Below are 15,673 nucleotides of genomic sequence, written 5' to 3'. Positions count from 1 at the left end.
GGGCACGTGCTCGAGCGCTGCACATCCATGCTCACGCTGCAGAAGCTTCTGTAGCGCGGGCATGCATCTGCCGCGCTCGGTGATGTACCGGGGTGCGGGCTGGTCCCATTGTGGCTGGTGCGGGCCGTCTACCGGTAGTAGTACCCGATCCGCTCCCCGTCGACCTCCCGCACATCGATGTCGACGTCGTAAATCGAGCTGAGCACCTCCGACCGCATGACGGACTCTGACGAACCGTGCAGCACCACCCTGCCGTCGCGCATTGCGACAATCTCGTCGGAGTACACCGACGCGAAGTTGATGTCATGCATCACAAGCACGATGCGCTTGCCCATGTCATCGGCCGCGGTCCGCAGCAGCTTCATAATCTCGACGGCGTGCCGCAGGTCGAGGTTGTTGAGCGGCTCGTCGAGCAGCACATAGTCGGTGTCCTGAGCGATGACCATCGCGATGAACGCGCGCTGCCGCTGCCCGCCGGACAGCTCGTCGAGGAACCGGTCCACGAACGGGGTCAGGTCGAGGTAGCCGATCGCACGGGCGATCGCATCGCGGTCGACGGTGGTGAGCCGGCCCTTCGAGTACGGGTAACGCCCAAATGACACGAGATCCTGCACGGTCAGTCGCGCAGCGAGGTGGTTGTCCTGCCTCAACACCGCGACCTTCGTCGCGAGCACCGACCCCGACGTCGTTTTCACGTCGAGCCCGTCGATCGAGATGGACCCGCTGTCGACCGGGAGCAGCCGCCCGATCATCGAGAGCAACGTGGACTTGCCGGCCCCGTTGGGCCCGATGATCGACGTCACCCCGCACCCGCCGAGCTCGAGCGACACGTCATCGACGACCGCCTGCCGGCCGTATCGTTTCGTCACTCGCGAGATCGAGATCATCGCACTCCTCTTTTCAACAGCAGAACTAGAAACAGGATGCCGCCGGCAAACTCGATCACGACGCTCAGCGCCGTGTCCAGCGCAAACACGTGCTCAAGAATGAATTGCCCGCCGACGAGGCAGATCACACCGAGCAGTACCGTCGCCGGCAGCACGAGCGCGTGCCGCGACGAGCCGAGCAGCGTGTAGGCCAGGTTCGACACAATCAGCCCGAAGAAGGTGATCGGTCCGACCAGTGCGGTCGACACCGAAACGAGCACGGCGATGAGCACAAGCATGACCGTCACGACCCGGCGATGGTTCACACCCAGCCCGATCGCGTGGCTCTCCCCGAGTCCGATCACGTCGAACACCCGCATCATCCGGATCCCCACGAGACTGACCAGCAGGATTGCGATCGCCGCCAGCAGCATGAGTTCGACGTCGACCGCGTTGAAACTGGCGAAGGAGGCATCCGCGAGCACCGCGAACGACGCTGGATCAAGCATCCGCTGCATCATCGACGAGAGGCTGCGAAAGAGCGTGCCGAAGACGATTCCGACGAGAACGAGCAGGTAGATGCTGCGTTTGGCGCCCGCGAAGATCCAGCGAAACAGCAGCGTCGAGAACGCCACCATGACCGCGACCTCGACCACCCACTTCACCTGCTCGTCAGCGGTCGCGAGCGCGGATGCGCCGAATACGAACACGACGAGCGTCTGGATCAGCAGGTAGAGCGAGTCGAAACCCATGATCGACGGCGTGAGAATGCGGTTGTCCGTGATGGTCTGGAACAGCACAGTCGACACCCCGATCGCGAACGCGACGAGCACCATGGCGTAAACCTTGCGGGCCCGAAACGGCACCGCGAAGTCCCAGCTGCCCGTGATGCCAACCGTGAGAAAGACGACGACGGATGCGGCAGCCAGGACCGCGAGGATCCAGAGTCGCACGCCCGGACGACGGGTGTAGGCGAGAACCGTGTCGGTTCGGCTCGGGACGAGGGTGTCAGTGGGCACGGGACGGCCTCCGCAGCAGCAGGTAGAGGAACAGCACAGAGCCGATCACGCCGACGACGATGCCCAGCGGGATCTCGTAGGGGAACCGGAGCATGCGACCGATGATGTCGCAGGCGAGCACGAAGCCCGCGCCGAGCATCGCGACCCACGGGATGGAGCGGCGCACGTTGTCGCCTCTGGCGATACTCACGATATTGGGCACGATGAGCCCGAGGAAGGGGATGACGCCAGCGGTCACGATCACGATCGCGGTGACGACGGAGACGATGGTGAGGCCGAGCGCGAGCACGCGGCCGTAGTGCAGGCCGAGGTTGGTGGTGAACTCCTGGCCGAGGCCAACGACGGTGAACCGGTCGGCGGCAATCCAGGCGATCGCCGTCATTGCGAGGGCGAGCCAGAGCAGCTCATACCGTCCGCGGAGGATGCCGGAGAAGTCGCCGGTCATCCAGGTGCCGAGCGTCTGCAGCAGGTCAAGCCGGTACGCGAAGAAGGTGGTGACGGCGCCGATCACGCCACCGAGCATGATGCCGACGAGCGGCACGAGCACGATCGAGCGCACCGGGACACGGCGCAGGATCAGCAGAAACAGCCCGGTGCCGGCGAGGGCGAAGATCGCGGCGACGACCATCTTGCCGAAGAGCGGCAGGGTCGGCGCGAAAATCGTGACGACGAGCAGGCCGAGCGCAGCAGATTCCGCGGTTCCGGTTGTTGACGGCTCGACGAACTTGTTGCGGACGAGCATCTGCATGATGAGGCCAACGATCGACATGGCGATGCCGGTGAGCACGAGAGCGAGGGTGCGGGGGAGGCGGCTCACGACGAGCAGTTGAGCGGCCTTGCCGTCGGGCCCGCCCTCGAGAAGGCTCAGTGGCGAAACATCGCTCACGCCGATGAAGGTGCTGAGCGCCGCGAGCAGTACGACGGCGATACCGGCGACGGTCAGCAGGAGCGCCGGTCGGTGCCGGGATGCCGTGCGCACCGATTTCCGGCGCCTCGATTTCTGGCGCACCGAAGCGCCCCCGGTCGAGGAGGGCGCTTCGGTGCCGGTCTGAGCGGAAATTACTTCAGGCCGTCCGTGATCTGGTCGACCATCTGGTTGACCGCGCCAAGACCGCTCATGACAACGTAGAACGGAACACTGTCGAGGTAGAGGACCTGGTCGTTCTGCCACGCGGTGGTCCCAGCGATGACCTCGTTGTCGAGCACCTGCTGCGCTGTCGAACCGCTCTCGCCGACCGCGGCGTCACGGTCGATGACGAGCAGCCAGTCCGGGTTGGTCTCGAGGATGAACTCGGGAGAGACCGGGTCACCGTGGGTCGCGGCCTCGACGTCGTCGATGGCCGGCGTCAGGCCGAGCTCGTCGTGCAGCCAGCCGAACCGCGACCCACTGCCGTAGGCGGTGATCTCACCGGCGTTGGTCATCACGATCAGGCCGGTGCCGGCATCCGTTGCCTGTTCCTTCGCCTCGTCGATCTTCGAGTCGATCTCCTCGAGGGCCGTGGTGGCCTCGTCCTCCTTCTCGAAGATGCTGGCGAGGGTCTCAACGTTGGTGCGGAAGCTCGGGAGGTAGTTCTCCCAGTCGAGGGTGAGGTCGATCGTCGGGGCAATCTTGCTGAGTTCCTCGTACGCCGCAGCGGAGCGGTTCGCGACGATGATGAGGTCGGGCTCGGCCGCGTTGACGGCTTCGTAATCCGGCTCGAACAGCGTGCCGGCGTTGAGGTACTCCTCGCCCGCGTACTCGCTGAGGTACTCGGGAACGTTCTGCTGCGGCAGCCCGTCGACCTTCACGCCGAGCGCGTCGAGCGTGTCGAGGGAGGCCATGTCGAAGGTAACGACGGTCTCGGGGTTCAGCGGAACCTCGGTGGTTCCCTGCACGTGCTCGACATCGATCTCGGTGGCCGCGGCCTTCGTCGGCGCCGGTTCGGCCGGAGCGGATGCGCACCCGGAGAGGGCAAGAGCGCCGGAGAGAGCGAGGACGCCGAGCGAGAAAATGCGCGTGCGGGCATGGGTCATTGGAGAACTCCAGTTCGTGGGGGGATGGGCCGTTCGGCCGGTGGGAAGCCCGAGGCGGCTCGGAGCCGGGAGGCGTTCTGTAGGTTAGGCTAACCTAAAAGTATTCAGTCTGTCGACCTCGGAGTGCCATGACCTTCTCGCTCACCCGCTCACCCCGCGAGCTTGTCTTTCGCACCGCCCGCCTGACCCGTCGTGAGTGGCTGACGTCGTCTTATGTCCGTCTCAGGTTCGAGGGCGCCGATCTCCGCGGCTTCGGATCGCTCGGCTCGGACGACCACATTCGCGTCTTCTTCCCCAACCGCGAGAGTGCGCCGGATGCCCTCGCCGGCCTTGACCCTGCCGCGGTCCGCTCCGTCGGGATCAGTCGTGAATACACCCCGTTGTCGTGGGATGCCGAGGCAGGGATCCTCGATCTTGAGTTCGTGCTCCACGGCGATGCCGGGGTCGCGGGCCCGTGGGCGGCAACCGCTCCGGTCGGCGCCACCGTCGGGATCGGCGGCCCGCGAGGGTCGCTCGTGCTCGACGGCGCCCCCGACGGCTGGTTCCTCGCCGGCGACGAATCAGCCCTCCCGGCGATCAAGCGCTTCATTGGCGCGATGACGGCGGATGCCGTTGGCCAGGTCGTCGTCGAAGTCCCGGATGCCGCGAGTGAGCAGAATCTCGCAACCCCGGACGGGGTTCAGGTGCGCTGGGTGCATCGCGGGCGGGCCGAGGAAGGCTCGACACTCGGCCTGGCCCTCGACGCTCTCGCCGAAGCAGACCGGCCCGCCGGGGATATCTTCGCGTTCATCGCCGCCGAGCAGTCGGTGATGAAGCCCGGGCGCGCCCTGTTCTTCGACCGGTGGGGCCTCGACCCGGCGACGGCGGTCGTCAAGGGGTACTGGAAGCGCGGGGAAGCCGAGTACCACGCCCAGCACTGAGCCGTCGTGGCATCCGCGGGCTCAAGCGCGGGCTCAAGCGCGGGCTCAGGCACGGGCTCAGGCTCGAGCGCTGCACATCCATCCTCAGGCTGCAGAAGCTTCTGTAGCGCGAGCATGCATCTGCCGCGCTCGGCGGTGCGGCCGCCCGGGAGCACCGCACCGCTCGACTCAGTGGTAGTCCTCAAACGACATGCTGGAGTCGACGCGTGGCCGACGCGCGGTCACGGCATCCTCGACTTCCCAGTCAACGTCGTCGTAGGCGTCGCTTGCCCGCTCCGCGCGGATGCTGCCGGGAGAGAACCTGGCGATGAGGTCGCGGCCCATCTCGCGTGACCGGGTGGCAGCGCGTGTGTCGCCGTCGGCAGCGTTGAGGATCGCGCCCTTCATCAGGATGTGCCACGAGAGGGCGAACTCCTCGACGTCGACGAGCCCCGCCTGGCGGGCGAGGCTGAGGACGAACAGCCGGATGCGGTCGAGGTGGATGATGCTGACCCGCCCCGACGAGTGGGCCGGCTCCATGTCGAGAAGCACGCTGATGAACGTCTGCGCCTCGTGGTCGTGGCGCGTAAACCACTCGTCGAAGACGTCGAAAATGGCGAGCAACCTGCTCTCGGGGGTCGTTCCGCGCCGTTGCGCGCCGGCCGTGACGATTCCGAATGTCCACTCCGGTCCGCCCTTCGCGGCCCCGGTGACGTCGTCGTTCAGCGAGAATTCGCGGTCGTCTGCCGATACTCCGGATGCCCGTCGGCCTTGCGTTTCGGCCGTGTCGTGGATGCCAGTCTCATGGACGCCCGCTTCGTCGAGCAGCGGGTAGGCCGCGTCGGCGAGGCGCTCGCGCACTGCCTGAGGCGGGGTGTCCGATCTGTCGTGGCCCAACATTTACACAGCCTAGGCCGGGATGCCATGGACACATACCCCTCGACCGGGGGGTACGCTAACCGACGGCCAAATCGCCGGCCAAATCGCCGGCCAAGCCGAGTGCAGTCGACGGCGTAACCGAGGGGTGCAGTCGACCGCTACTCGACGGAGACCCAGCGGGAGCGCCGCTCGGCATCGACAACGGCGAACTCTTCGGCGGCCCTCTCGATCGCCGTCGGCTCCTCAGGCTCTTCGAGCAGACCACGGATGTCGTCGGCCGTGAGCGCAGAGCTGAAGACGGCGTCGTCGTCCATCACCGAACTGAACAGCTTGGCCTTCTGCTCCTTGAGCTTCATCACCTTCTCCTCGATGGTGCCGTTCGCGACCATCCGGTAGACCATGACGTTCTTGGTCTGCCCGATCCGGTGCGTGCGGTCGACGGCCTGGGCCTCGCTCGCGGGGTTCCACCACGGGTCGAGCAGGAACACGTAGTCGGCCTCGGTGAGGTTGAGACCGAACCCGCCAGCCTTGAGGCTGATGAGGAAGACCGGCGCCTCGCCCTCCTTGAAGCTCGCGATGACATCCGCTCGCTTCGTCGTCGAACCGTCGAGGTACGCATACGGGATGCCCTGCTCGTCGAGCCGGGCCGCCGCCTTCTGCAGGAACGACGTGAACTGGCTGAAGATGAGCGCGCGGTGACCCTCTGCGACGACGTCTTCGAGATGTTCGAACAGCGCGTCGAGCTTCGACGACGGCACGTTCGAGTACTGCTCGTCGACGAGCGAGGCATCGAGCGACAGCATCCGCAGCAGCGTCAGCGAGCGGAACACGATGAACCGGTTCTTGTCCATGTCACCGAGCAGGCCGAGCAGCTTCTGCCGTTCACGCTGCAGGAACGTGTCGTAAAGCTTCCTGTGCTTCGGGTTGAGGTCGATCGCGAGCACCTGCTCCTGCTTGGCTGGCAGGTCGTTCGCGACGAGTTCCTTCGTCCGGCGCATCATCAGCGGGCGGATGCGACGGCGCAGGCGGGGGAGAAGTTCGTCGTTCGATCCCTTTTCGATGGGCTTCGCGTATGCATCGGTGAATTTCTTCGCCGAGGGGAACAGGCCGGGAGCAACGATCGCGAACAGCGACCAGAGCTCGAGGAGGTTGTTCTCCATCGGGGTTCCGGTGATGGCGAGTTTGAACGGAGCGCGGAGGTCGCGAGCGGCCTGGTGCACCCGCGACGTGCGGTTCTTGAGGAACTGGGCCTCGTCGAAGATCAGCCCGGCCCACTCGCGGTCGAGGTACTCGTCGAAATCGAGCCGCATCAGCGTATACGACGTGATGACGATGTCGGCGTCGGCGATCTGGGCGGCGCGGGGCCGTTTCGCCCGCGTCGACGTCACGACCACGACCTTGAGGTCTGGAGCGAACCGCTTGGCCTCGAGCTGCCAGTTGGAGACGACGCTCGTCGGTGCGACGACGAGGAACGGCCGATGCGTGCCAGGCTGTGCCGTCTCCTTGGCGTGCGCGATGAGCGCGAGCGCCTGCAGCGTCTTACCGAGGCCCATGTCGTCGGCGAGGACGCCGCCGAGCTGGTGTTTCCAGAGGAACGCGAGCCAGTTGAAACCGTCGTGCTGGTACGGCCGGAGGTTCGCCTGGAGGCCGGCGGGCAGCGGCGTCTGCTCGACGCTCGTGAGCTCGCGAAGCCCGGTAACGGATGCCCGCCAGCTCGCGGCCTGTTCGCTCTCGTCGGCGAGGTCTTCGAGGTCATCCCAGAGGCTGGACTGGTAGCGGCTGATCCGCAGGCCGGTGTCCCACTCGGCCAGCGAGCGAGCCTCTTCAATGAGGTCGTGCAGCTGCTGGAACTCGGGCTGCTCGAGTGAGAGGTAGCTGTTGTCGACGAGCAGGAGCTTCTTCTGCCCCTTCGACAGCGCCTTGAACAGCGGACCGAACGGAATGTTCTGGCCGTCGATCGTGATCACGACGCCGAGGTCGAACCAGTCGCGCTGGTCGGTCTCGACGGTGGTGACCTTGAGCTTGGGGGTCTCGGTCAGTTCGCGGTAGTCGGGGCGCTCACCGATGACATCGACGCGGATGCCGTCGGCCGCTTCGATCTGCGGCAGCACCTTGTCGGTGAACTCGGCGGCGTCGAGGCCCTGCAGGGCTACGGGAGTGAGCGGGGCCGGCCGCAGGATCCGCATGGCGGTCTGTGCAACGGCGAGTTCGGTCTCGGTGTCGCGGAGACTCGCGTCGGACGGGGACGCGGCCAGCGGCATCCGTCTGACCGAACTTCCCTCGACGTACTCCCAGCCCCAGTCGAGCGAGAGCGTGTGCTTCGCGCCAAAGGTGGCGGTGAGCACGAGCGTCGGCGGCTCGACCTCGGGCAGCACGACGGTCTCGTCGGAGGAGGTGATCGCGATGGACCGCCGGAGTTTCGGGTAGAACTCGGTGAGGAACTCGCCGATGTCGTCGGCGGGGACGATGACGGTGGACGGCTTGCCGATGAGGCGGCGTTGCTCGTCGGTCAGCGGGGACTTCGTCGGCGCGAGGGTGAACGACGGCACGGGTTCGAGGGCGTAGCTGTAGACGCCGTGGTTGCCGATGCTGCCGGCGTCCGAGGCCGGATACTCGACGCCGTCGATGATGAGGGTGGTCTCGAGGCGGAGGTCGGCGCTGTCGGTGCGTGCGTCGAGGGTGACGCTCGCTTCGCTGCCGATCGTGACCGTCGCATCCTTCTTGGCACCGAGCATCTCGATGCCGAGGCGCCTGCCCTCGGCGAGCAGGGTCCAGAGCAGCGGGCTGTGGAAATCGTCGAGGTAGAGCCAGTCGAGTTCCTGTCCGCCCACGTACACCTCGCGGGTGGCGCGGTGCAGCGCCGAGAACTGGCCGAACCAGCGGTGCTGGTCGGGCTGAAGACCCAGCCGGTTGACCTGATAACTGAAGGTGTTCCACCCCACGTTGGTGCGGACCCAGTTGCCCTTGCCGTTGCGGATAACCGGGCGAACACCGAGCCGGTACTCGCTGATTTCGCTCGTCGACTTCGCCGTCTTGGCGGTGGGGCCGTTCCACCGGTGCTGGGTGCGCGGCGTCTGCTCGCGGAGCTCGAACTGCAGGCCCATCATCGTGTGAGTGAGTGGGGCGGATGCCGTCGCGTCGCCGGTCAGGGCGCTCACCGCGGTTTTCCAGGCAGGCTGCGGCGGACCGGATGGCTCTTTCGCCGCAGGTCGCAACGGGCGGTGTTCGATGCCAGCCCACTCGTCGGCTTCGCGCATCTGCCGTTCGAGCCAGCTGTCTTCAACCGACGGGGCCTCGTCGGCCCACTCGTCGTCACTGGTGCGTGCGCTCGCGGCCGAGCCGGCGTTGAGCTGCTTCACCCGGGCGGCGTTGCTCGCGAGCAGGGTCGCGGCCACGTGCTTGCACGCACCGCCGAGCGGGCAGGTGCAGGTGCTCGATGTGGGACGACTGTAGCTCTTGCTTCCGGCGGCCAGGTTGACCTTGCAGAGGTACGGCTCAAAGTCTGTGCCCTGGACGGTGCCGGTCAGGCGGCTCGTGTCTGAGTTCCAGTTGACCTTGAGAACGGCGCCGTTGCGGGCATAGACAGCCGCTCGGTTGAACGCCGAGTTGCCGACGAGCCGGATGATGTCGGTCACATCGACCAGGGGAGTTGCGGTCGACGTCATACCTCAATGTTCTCACGCGCCACTGACAGGCAGCCGCGTGGTGGCGAGCAGGCGGCATCCGTTCGCTGAGGGCTGTATCGGTGCCGGTCTGGGTCGGTGGCGGTCGGAGAACCGGAAGCAGACAAACGGATGCCGCCAGCGGTGATCGCGGGCGGCATCCCTTCGTCGGTGGTTGCGCGGGAGGGCGCGAGCGCAGTTAGTCTGCGGGGCCGCCCGAAACCGTGTCGCGGTCGGTGTCGCCCTTGTTCGGGTTGTCCGAACCCGAGCCGTCAGGCAGGTTCTCGGCTGGCTGGCTGGGGGACTCCTCCGAGTTCGCGGTGGAGAGGTCGTCGGACTTGGCGTTCTCGTGATCAGTCATGACCCAACGCTAACCGCCGAAAAGCTCCAGTGGAAGGGAGAGATTCCGGCGGCTTCGAGTGCTATACGGGTTGCGCGGAATCGGGCGGCGTGACCGACTCGACCGGTTTGACGGCGCGGCCGGCGATGAACGGCACGCTGACGCCGAGCGTGCCAGGCAGGTCGTAGTGCTCGATCTCCGTCAGGGCGAGGCGGGAGGCGCGGATCCGGGATTCGGTGTCGCGGACAGGGTCGCACCCGCCGGCGGCGAGCTTCATGAACGGGGCGGCGATCCGCTGGGCGGCGCGGCGGAAAGTGCGGGGCGGCGCTCCAACGTGCTCGACGAAAACGAAGGATCCGCCGGGCTTGAGCACCCGCTCGACCTCGTCGAGCACGCGATCGGTGTCGGTGACCGAGCACAGGACGAGGGTTCCGAGAACGGCGTCGACGCTGGCATCCGGGAGGGGGATGTTCTCGGCCTTCGCGTTCAGGGGCGGTGCACTGTGGCCGTTGCGGTCGGCCTCATAGGCGAGTTCGTCAAGCCGTTTGGGGTTCGGTTCGAGGCCGACCCAGTCGATCCCGCTGGCGAGAATGTCGAAGTTCTCGCCGTTGCCTGCGCCGATCTCGAGCACGCGGCCGTGAAGCGCGCCGACGAGACGGCGGGTCTGGTCGTCGAGTGCGTCCTGGTCGTGTGCTGTGGTCATGGCCCGCTCAGCCTAATCGCGCGCTGCTGGGTGCGCGCTGGAGTGCGGCTGGGTGCCCGTGCTCGCGCTCTCGTCGAGCGCTACAGTTCCATGCGTGGGCTGCAGATACTTCTGTAGCGCGGGCATGGAGCTGTAGCGCTCGGCGAGCGGGCCTCCGCGTCGCCGCCCGATCCACCCGTCCGCTGCCCAACCGAACCCGTCCCGCCGCCCGCCCAACTCCGTAAACGCAACCCCACCCGATCCACCCCAGGGAGCCGCCCATGACCCGAGTCGCCGCCATCGACTGCGGAACCAACTCGATCCGCCTGCTCATCGCCGATGTTGAGCGGGGGCACCTCACCGACGTGGTCAGGACCCTGGAAATCGTGCGGATCGGCCAGGGCGTCGACCGGACCGGCCGGTTCGCCGCCGACGCCCTCGACCGCACCCTCGCCGTCACCCGCCGCTACGCCGAACTGTGCCGCGAGCACGGGGTTGAGCGGTTGCGATTCGTTGCGACGAGTGCGACCCGGGATGCCGCCAATCGCGACGATTTCCTGGGCCCGGTTCGCGAGATCCTCGGAGTGGAACCCGAGGTCATCGACGGTCGCGAGGAGGCCGAGCTGTCGTTCACCGGCGCGCTCAGTGCCCTCGGCCCGGCCGACCGCGACGAGGGCATGCGTCTCGTCGTTGACCTCGGTGGCGGCTCGACCGAGCTGGTCCTCGGCGATTCGCACCCGGTGTCCGCGGTGTCGATGGAGATCGGGTCGGTGCGGCTCACCGAACGGCATTCGCCCGGCGATCCCATGTCTGATGCGGAGAGGGACGCGCTCGCCGCCGACGTGCGCTCCGCCCTTGAGGAGGCGGGCCGCGTCGTCGACCTGGCGGCGGCATCCGTGGTTCTCGGTGTTGCGGGAACCGTCACGACGATCACGGCGCACGCGCTTCGCCTGCCCGGCTATGACCCGGTGGCGATCAACGGGACGCGGCTGCCCCTCGATGCCGTGCTTTCCGCGTGTGACGAGCTGGTGCGGATGCCGCGGCAACAACGCGCTGCCCTGCCGTACCTGGTCGAGGGTCGGGTGGATGTTCTTCCGGCTGGCGCGGTGATCTGGGCCGAGGTGCTTCGCTGGGTGAGGGATCTCACGGAAGCCAGCGGGCATCCGCTGACCGATGTGCTCACGAGCGAGCACGACATCCTCGACGGAGTGGCCCTCGCACTGGAGTAGCCGGAGTGGACGTCGCCCGGCCCGATGTCGGTCGCTGCCGCTAGCCTCAAAGCACCGACCATCGGAGGGTACGTGTTCTTCCTCGACGACTCACTAGTCACCAGCGCCAGCGACCTCACAGCGGCGTCGAAGTGCGAATTCGCGTTCCTCCGCAAGCTCGATGCGAAGCTCGGCCGCGCCGAGAAGGTCGATGAGAAAGCCGACGCCATGCTGACCCGCACCGGCCGGCTCGGAGACGAACACGAGGCGAGGGTGCTCGATACCTATCGCGCCGAGTTCGGCGACGGAGTCGCGGAGATCAAGCGGCCAGACAAGATGACCCGCGACGCCCTCGAGGCCGCTGTCGCCGCCACCGATCGGGCATTCGCCAGTGAGGCTGACGTGGTCTTCCAGGCCACCTTCTTCGACGGTACCTTCGTCGGCTTCGCAGACTTCATCGTGCGGAGGCCCGACGGCAGGTATCTCGTGCAAGACACCAAGCTGGCCAGGTCCGCGAAGGTCACGGCGCTGCTGCAGCTGGCCGCGTACGTCGAACAGCTCGAAAATCGCGGGGTGGCGGAGGCAGATACCGTCGAACTCCTGCTGGGCAACGGCACCACGAGCGAGCACAGGGTCAGCGACATCCTGCCGGTGTACCGCAAGCGCAAGCAGCGGCTCGCCCGCATCATCGCCGAGCGCATCGCCGAGACGGATGCCGTTGCCTGGGGCGACGCGCGGTACTCCATTTGTGGCCGGTGTGAAACCTGCGAGCTCGAGATCCAGGCCAGCCGCGACGTGCTCCTCGTCGCCGGCATGCGCGTCACCCAGCGTGCGCGACTCGCGAACGCCGGTATCACGACGATCGAACAGCTTGCCGCGTATTCCGGGGCGAGCATCGACGGGATTGGCGACTCCACCCTCGCGGGCCTCAAACTGCAGGCCGACCTTCAGCTGCACGGACCGTCGAGCCCCGAGGATCACAACCCGCCACCCGTTCGTGTGTTCCACCCCGAGGCGCTCGCGGCGCTGCCGCAACCGGATGCCGGTGACATTTACTTCGACTTCGAGGGCGACCCGCTGTACACCGAGGGCGACGGTCACTCCTGGGGGCTCGACTACCTGTTCGGCCTCGTCGACAACGACGAGAACTTCACGGCATTCTGGGCCCACAGCTTCGCCGAGGAACGCGTCGCACTGAGGCAGTTCCTCGACTTCGTCGCCGAGCGCCGTCGGACATTCCCGAATCTGCATATCTACCACTACGCCTCATACGAGCGGACGCATCTTTCGTCGATCGCGGCTCGGCACGGCGTCGGCGAAGAAGAGGTTGACGCGCTGTTGCGGGAGAATGTGCTCGTCGATCTGTACCCCATGGTCAAGAAAAGCATCCGCGTCGGGTCGAGGTCGTACTCGATCAAGAAGCTCGAGCCGCTGTACATGGGCGACGAGATCCGCAACCAGGATGGCGTCACGAACGCCGCTGATTCGATCACCGAGTACGCCGATGCGCAGCACCTGATCGCGAGCGGCAACGCCGTGGCCGGTCAGAGAAAGCTCGACGAGATCGCCGACTACAACCGGTACGACTGTGTCTCGACGGTTCGCCTGCGCAACTGGCTGATCGAGCGTGCCCGCGAGAACGGCATCCTTCCCGGAACCCTGCACGAAGCAAAAGACTCAGTTCCCGATGTTGAGCCGTCGCCCCTGCGGTACGCGCTGCTCGGCCTCGCCGGCGACCGGCTTGCCGCCGGGCGCAGCGCAGACGAGACAGCTGCCGCGTTCGCCGCCGCCGCGATCGATTACCACCAGCGCGAACAGAAGAGCTTCTGGTGGGGGCACTTCGCCCGGCTCGTCCAGGATGTCGGTGACTGGGCAGACACCCGCGATGTGCTCATCATTGCCCCCGGTGGTGTCAGCGTTGAGAAACCCTGGTTCCGTGAGGGCAGGCAGAAGAACGATCGCCGCTGGTTGAGGCTCACCGGGCAGTGGGGCCCCGGCAGCAGCGTCAAACCCGGCGAATCGGCGGGTCCGTACATCGTTTACGAGTACGAGGGTCGCCCGTTCGACGCCAAGGTCGGCGATCCCGGGGCGCGTGTGCCCAGGGCTGTTCGCGTGCTCGAGGTCGACGACCGCGGCGCGCTCGTCGAAGAGACGACGCCCGCGGGCGTCGAACCGTACGACGCCGTTCCCATCGCTCTGACCCCGGGTGCTCCGCCACCAGCGGGGCAGCAGAAGCCGGCGATCGAAGAGTGGGCGCAGGCCATCGTCGACGCCCAGCCCCAGTGGCCGAAAGACCCGGTCGTCGACATTCTGCGCCGCACAGCTCCCCGCACACGAAGCGGCCGCCTGGCGCCGGTCACGGGTGAGCGTATCGACGCCGTGACGGCGTCCCTGCTCGATCTTGATGCCTCGTACCTTGCTGTCCAGGGTCCGCCTGGCACCGGTAAGACCTACCTCGGCGCGCACGTGATCACCGCGCTCGTGAACGACCACGGCTGGAAGATTGGCGTCGTCGCGCAGTCACACGCGGTTGTGGAGAACCTGCTCACCGCGGTCGTCAAAGCTGGGCTCGGCGGCGGTCTCGTCGGCAAGGTGCAGAAGAGCGGTGCGGATGCCACCGACGTTGCGTACACCCAGCTGGAGTCGAACGGACAGCTGATGTTTGCCGCCGAGCGCGAGGAGAGTGGATTCGTCCTCGGCGGGACGGCCTGGGACTTCAGCAACAAGGCGCGGTTCCCTCGGCACTCGCTCGACCTCCTGGTCATCGATGAAGCCGGTCAGTATTCGCTCGCGTTCACCATCGCCGCGAGTGTCGCGGCACGCAATCTCCTTCTCCTCGGTGACCCGCAGCAACTGCCGCAGGTGAGTCAGGGGCTCCACCCCGAACCCATCGACACCTCCGCACTCGGCTGGGTGAGCGACGGACACGACGTGCTGCCGCCCGAACTCGGGTACTTCCTCGCGGAGTCGAGGCGCATGCACCCCGCCGTCACGGCACCGGTGTCGAGGCTGTCCTACGAGGGAGAACTACGGGCTCACGAGGTCGCCTCGACGCGACGGCTCGAGGGCGTCGAACCCGGACTCCACGTGGAACGGGTCGAACACACCGGAAACGCCACATACTCACGAGAGGAAGCGAACCGTGTGGTCGAGATTGTCCGCTCCGTCATCGGCCGGGCATGGACGGACCCCACCGAGGCGCGCCCTGCCGGTCCGCTCGAGCAGGCGGACGTCATCGTGGTCTCGCCGTACAACGCACAGGTGGCCGAGGTCCGAGAGGCGCTCGCTGAGGCGGGGTTCGGCGATGTCCGAGTCGGCACCGTCGACAAATTCCAGGGCCAGGAAGCCGCCGTCGCGATCATGACGCTGGCCGCGTCCAGTGCCGCGGATGTGCCGCGGGGGATGGGCTTTCTCATTCTCAAGAACCGGCTCAATGTCGCTATTTCGCGGGCAAAGTGGGCGGCCTGGCTCGTGTATTCGCCCGCGCTCACCGACTACCTCCCCGTCACTGCGAAGGAGGTCGCCGAACTCAGCGCGTTCATCACCCTGGCGGAATCGGAGCATGAACTCGGTTCGCAATCAGGATTGGAGCCGCGGGTGGAGTCCGAGATCGCAGTCACGGTCTAAGACGCAGTCACGGTCTAAAGCTCAGTCACGGTCTGAGCCGCAGTCAGGGCCGGACCCGTTACCGGAGTCGGAAGCACGGCCGGCGGCCGAGCGGGAACCGGTGCCGACGCGCGGTTAAAGTCCGGGCTCGGCGTCAGCGCGACAGAAGCCCGCGGCGCTCCGGGTGATCGGAGAACCAGTCAACAACGAACGAGCAGACCGGAACCACACGGTCGTCTGACCGCGTCTCGATGTCCTTCATCGCGAAATCGATGAGTTCGGCCGCGTAGCCATTGCCGCGGCGTGCCGGGGTTGTGTACGTGTGGGTGAAATAGATGGCGCCGGGACGCGTCGAGTAGTCGGCGACGCACACGAGCTCGTCGCCGATCCGCAGTGTGTACCGGTTCGCGTCGGGTTCGTGGGCGAGGGTGGATGGCATCCGTTAAGAGTAATCCCGGAGCCTGACCGCGAGGGCGGGGTGAAGCCACTTTCGGGAGTC

The 15,673-nt window shown here is 66.6% G+C and carries 12 protein-coding genes; 3 read left to right on the top strand and 9 right to left on the bottom strand.

Annotation, left to right across the window (positions count from 1 at the left end; translation table 11 throughout):
- Window positions 1-128 precede the first annotated feature (128 nt).
- The 4 genes from AC1X6S_RS13385 to AC1X6S_RS13370 all read right to left on the bottom strand — a co-directional run bounded on the left by AC1X6S_RS13385 (window position 129) and on the right by AC1X6S_RS13370 (window position 3,898).
- Window positions 129-887: an iron ABC transporter ATP-binding protein gene (locus tag AC1X6S_RS13385; RefSeq protein WP_483406245.1), complete on the bottom strand. Its 759-nt coding sequence runs from the start codon at window positions 885-887 to the stop codon at window positions 129-131.
- Window positions 884-1,885: an iron chelate uptake ABC transporter family permease subunit gene (locus AC1X6S_RS13380; protein WP_483406244.1), complete on the bottom strand. Its 1,002-nt coding sequence runs from the start codon at window positions 1,883-1,885 to the stop codon at window positions 884-886. The genes AC1X6S_RS13385 and AC1X6S_RS13380 overlap by 4 nt, the downstream gene beginning before the upstream one ends.
- Window positions 1,875-2,864 carry an ABC transporter permease gene (locus tag AC1X6S_RS13375; RefSeq protein ID WP_483406243.1) on the bottom strand — a complete coding sequence of 330 codons (990 nt, stop codon included), beginning with the start codon at window positions 2,862-2,864 and terminating at the stop codon, window positions 1,875-1,877. Before AC1X6S_RS13375 ends, AC1X6S_RS13380 begins: the two co-directional genes overlap by 11 nt.
- A gap of 80 nt (window positions 2,865-2,944) precedes the next feature.
- Window positions 2,945-3,898, bottom strand: coding sequence for a siderophore ABC transporter substrate-binding protein (locus tag AC1X6S_RS13370; RefSeq protein ID WP_483406242.1), 954 nt, complete (start codon window positions 3,896-3,898; stop codon window positions 2,945-2,947).
- 128 nt (window positions 3,899-4,026) lie between these two features.
- Between AC1X6S_RS13370 and AC1X6S_RS13365 the strand changes: the two genes are divergently transcribed.
- Complete coding sequence (locus AC1X6S_RS13365) at window positions 4,027-4,818, top strand: siderophore-interacting protein (RefSeq protein ID WP_483406241.1); 792 nt, start codon at window positions 4,027-4,029, stop codon at window positions 4,816-4,818.
- 168 nt (window positions 4,819-4,986) lie between these two features.
- Here AC1X6S_RS13365 and AC1X6S_RS13360 read toward each other — a convergent pair whose 3' ends face one another.
- The 4 genes from AC1X6S_RS13360 to AC1X6S_RS13345 form a co-directional block, all read right to left on the bottom strand.
- Window positions 4,987-5,697, bottom strand: coding sequence for a TetR/AcrR family transcriptional regulator (locus AC1X6S_RS13360; RefSeq protein WP_483406240.1), 711 nt, complete (start codon window positions 5,695-5,697; stop codon window positions 4,987-4,989).
- Window positions 5,698-5,834: 137 nt separating this feature from the next.
- Window positions 5,835-9,341: a DEAD/DEAH box helicase gene (locus AC1X6S_RS13355; RefSeq protein ID WP_483406239.1), complete on the bottom strand. Its 3,507-nt coding sequence runs from the start codon at window positions 9,339-9,341 to the stop codon at window positions 5,835-5,837.
- Between the two features lie 196 nt (window positions 9,342-9,537).
- Window positions 9,538-9,699 (bottom strand): hypothetical protein, encoded by a 162-nt coding sequence (locus tag AC1X6S_RS13350; RefSeq protein WP_483406238.1) that lies wholly within the window; start codon window positions 9,697-9,699, stop codon window positions 9,538-9,540.
- A gap of 61 nt (window positions 9,700-9,760) precedes the next feature.
- Complete coding sequence (locus tag AC1X6S_RS13345) at window positions 9,761-10,381, bottom strand: class I SAM-dependent methyltransferase (protein WP_483406237.1); 621 nt, start codon at window positions 10,379-10,381, stop codon at window positions 9,761-9,763.
- A 260-nt stretch (window positions 10,382-10,641) separates the two neighbouring features.
- Here AC1X6S_RS13345 and AC1X6S_RS13340 point away from each other — a divergent pair, with 260 nt between their 5' ends.
- The gene (locus AC1X6S_RS13340; protein ID WP_483406236.1) at window positions 10,642-11,589 is read left to right on the top strand and encodes a Ppx/GppA phosphatase family protein; all 948 of its coding nucleotides are present in this window, start codon (window positions 10,642-10,644) and stop codon (window positions 11,587-11,589) included.
- 24 nt (window positions 11,590-11,613) lie between these two features.
- The gene (locus tag AC1X6S_RS13335; RefSeq protein WP_483406235.1) at window positions 11,614-15,195 is read left to right on the top strand and encodes a TM0106 family RecB-like putative nuclease; all 3,582 of its coding nucleotides are present in this window, start codon (window positions 11,614-11,616) and stop codon (window positions 15,193-15,195) included.
- A 133-nt stretch (window positions 15,196-15,328) separates the two neighbouring features.
- On the opposite strand, the gene AC1X6S_RS13330 is transcribed toward AC1X6S_RS13335, so the two are convergent.
- Entirely contained in the window at window positions 15,329-15,613 is a 285-nt protein-coding gene (locus tag AC1X6S_RS13330) for a GNAT family N-acetyltransferase (RefSeq protein ID WP_483406234.1), read from the bottom strand.
- Window positions 15,614-15,673: the final 60 nt, after the last annotated feature.

This window comes from Mycetocola sp. Y442, assembly GCF_056898615.1.
Note: the sequence above shows the minus strand (reverse complement) of the source record. Positions and strands in the feature narration are given on the sequence as shown.

Coding starts and splice junctions, on each gene's coding strand:
- AC1X6S_RS13385 (WP_483406245.1), bottom strand. CDS start 887: ATGATCTCGATCTCGCGAGTGACGAAACGATACGGCCGGCAGGCGGTC.
- AC1X6S_RS13340 (WP_483406236.1), top strand. CDS start 10,642: ATGACCCGAGTCGCCGCCATCGACTGCGGAACCAACTCGATCCGCCTG.
- AC1X6S_RS13330 (WP_483406234.1), bottom strand. CDS start 15,613: ATGCCATCCACCCTCGCCCACGAACCCGACGCGAACCGGTACACACTG.
- AC1X6S_RS13345 (WP_483406237.1), bottom strand. CDS start 10,381: ATGACCACAGCACACGACCAGGACGCACTCGACGACCAGACCCGCCGT.
- AC1X6S_RS13370 (WP_483406242.1), bottom strand. CDS start 3,898: ATGACCCATGCCCGCACGCGCATTTTCTCGCTCGGCGTCCTCGCTCTC.
- AC1X6S_RS13350 (WP_483406238.1), bottom strand. CDS start 9,699: ATGACTGATCACGAGAACGCCAAGTCCGACGACCTCTCCACCGCGAAC.
- AC1X6S_RS13365 (WP_483406241.1), top strand. CDS start 4,027: ATGACCTTCTCGCTCACCCGCTCACCCCGCGAGCTTGTCTTTCGCACC.
- AC1X6S_RS13335 (WP_483406235.1), top strand. CDS start 11,614: ATGTCGGTCGCTGCCGCTAGCCTCAAAGCACCGACCATCGGAGGGTAC.
- AC1X6S_RS13355 (WP_483406239.1), bottom strand. CDS start 9,341: ATGACGTCGACCGCAACTCCCCTGGTCGATGTGACCGACATCATCCGG.
- AC1X6S_RS13360 (WP_483406240.1), bottom strand. CDS start 5,697: ATGTTGGGCCACGACAGATCGGACACCCCGCCTCAGGCAGTGCGCGAG.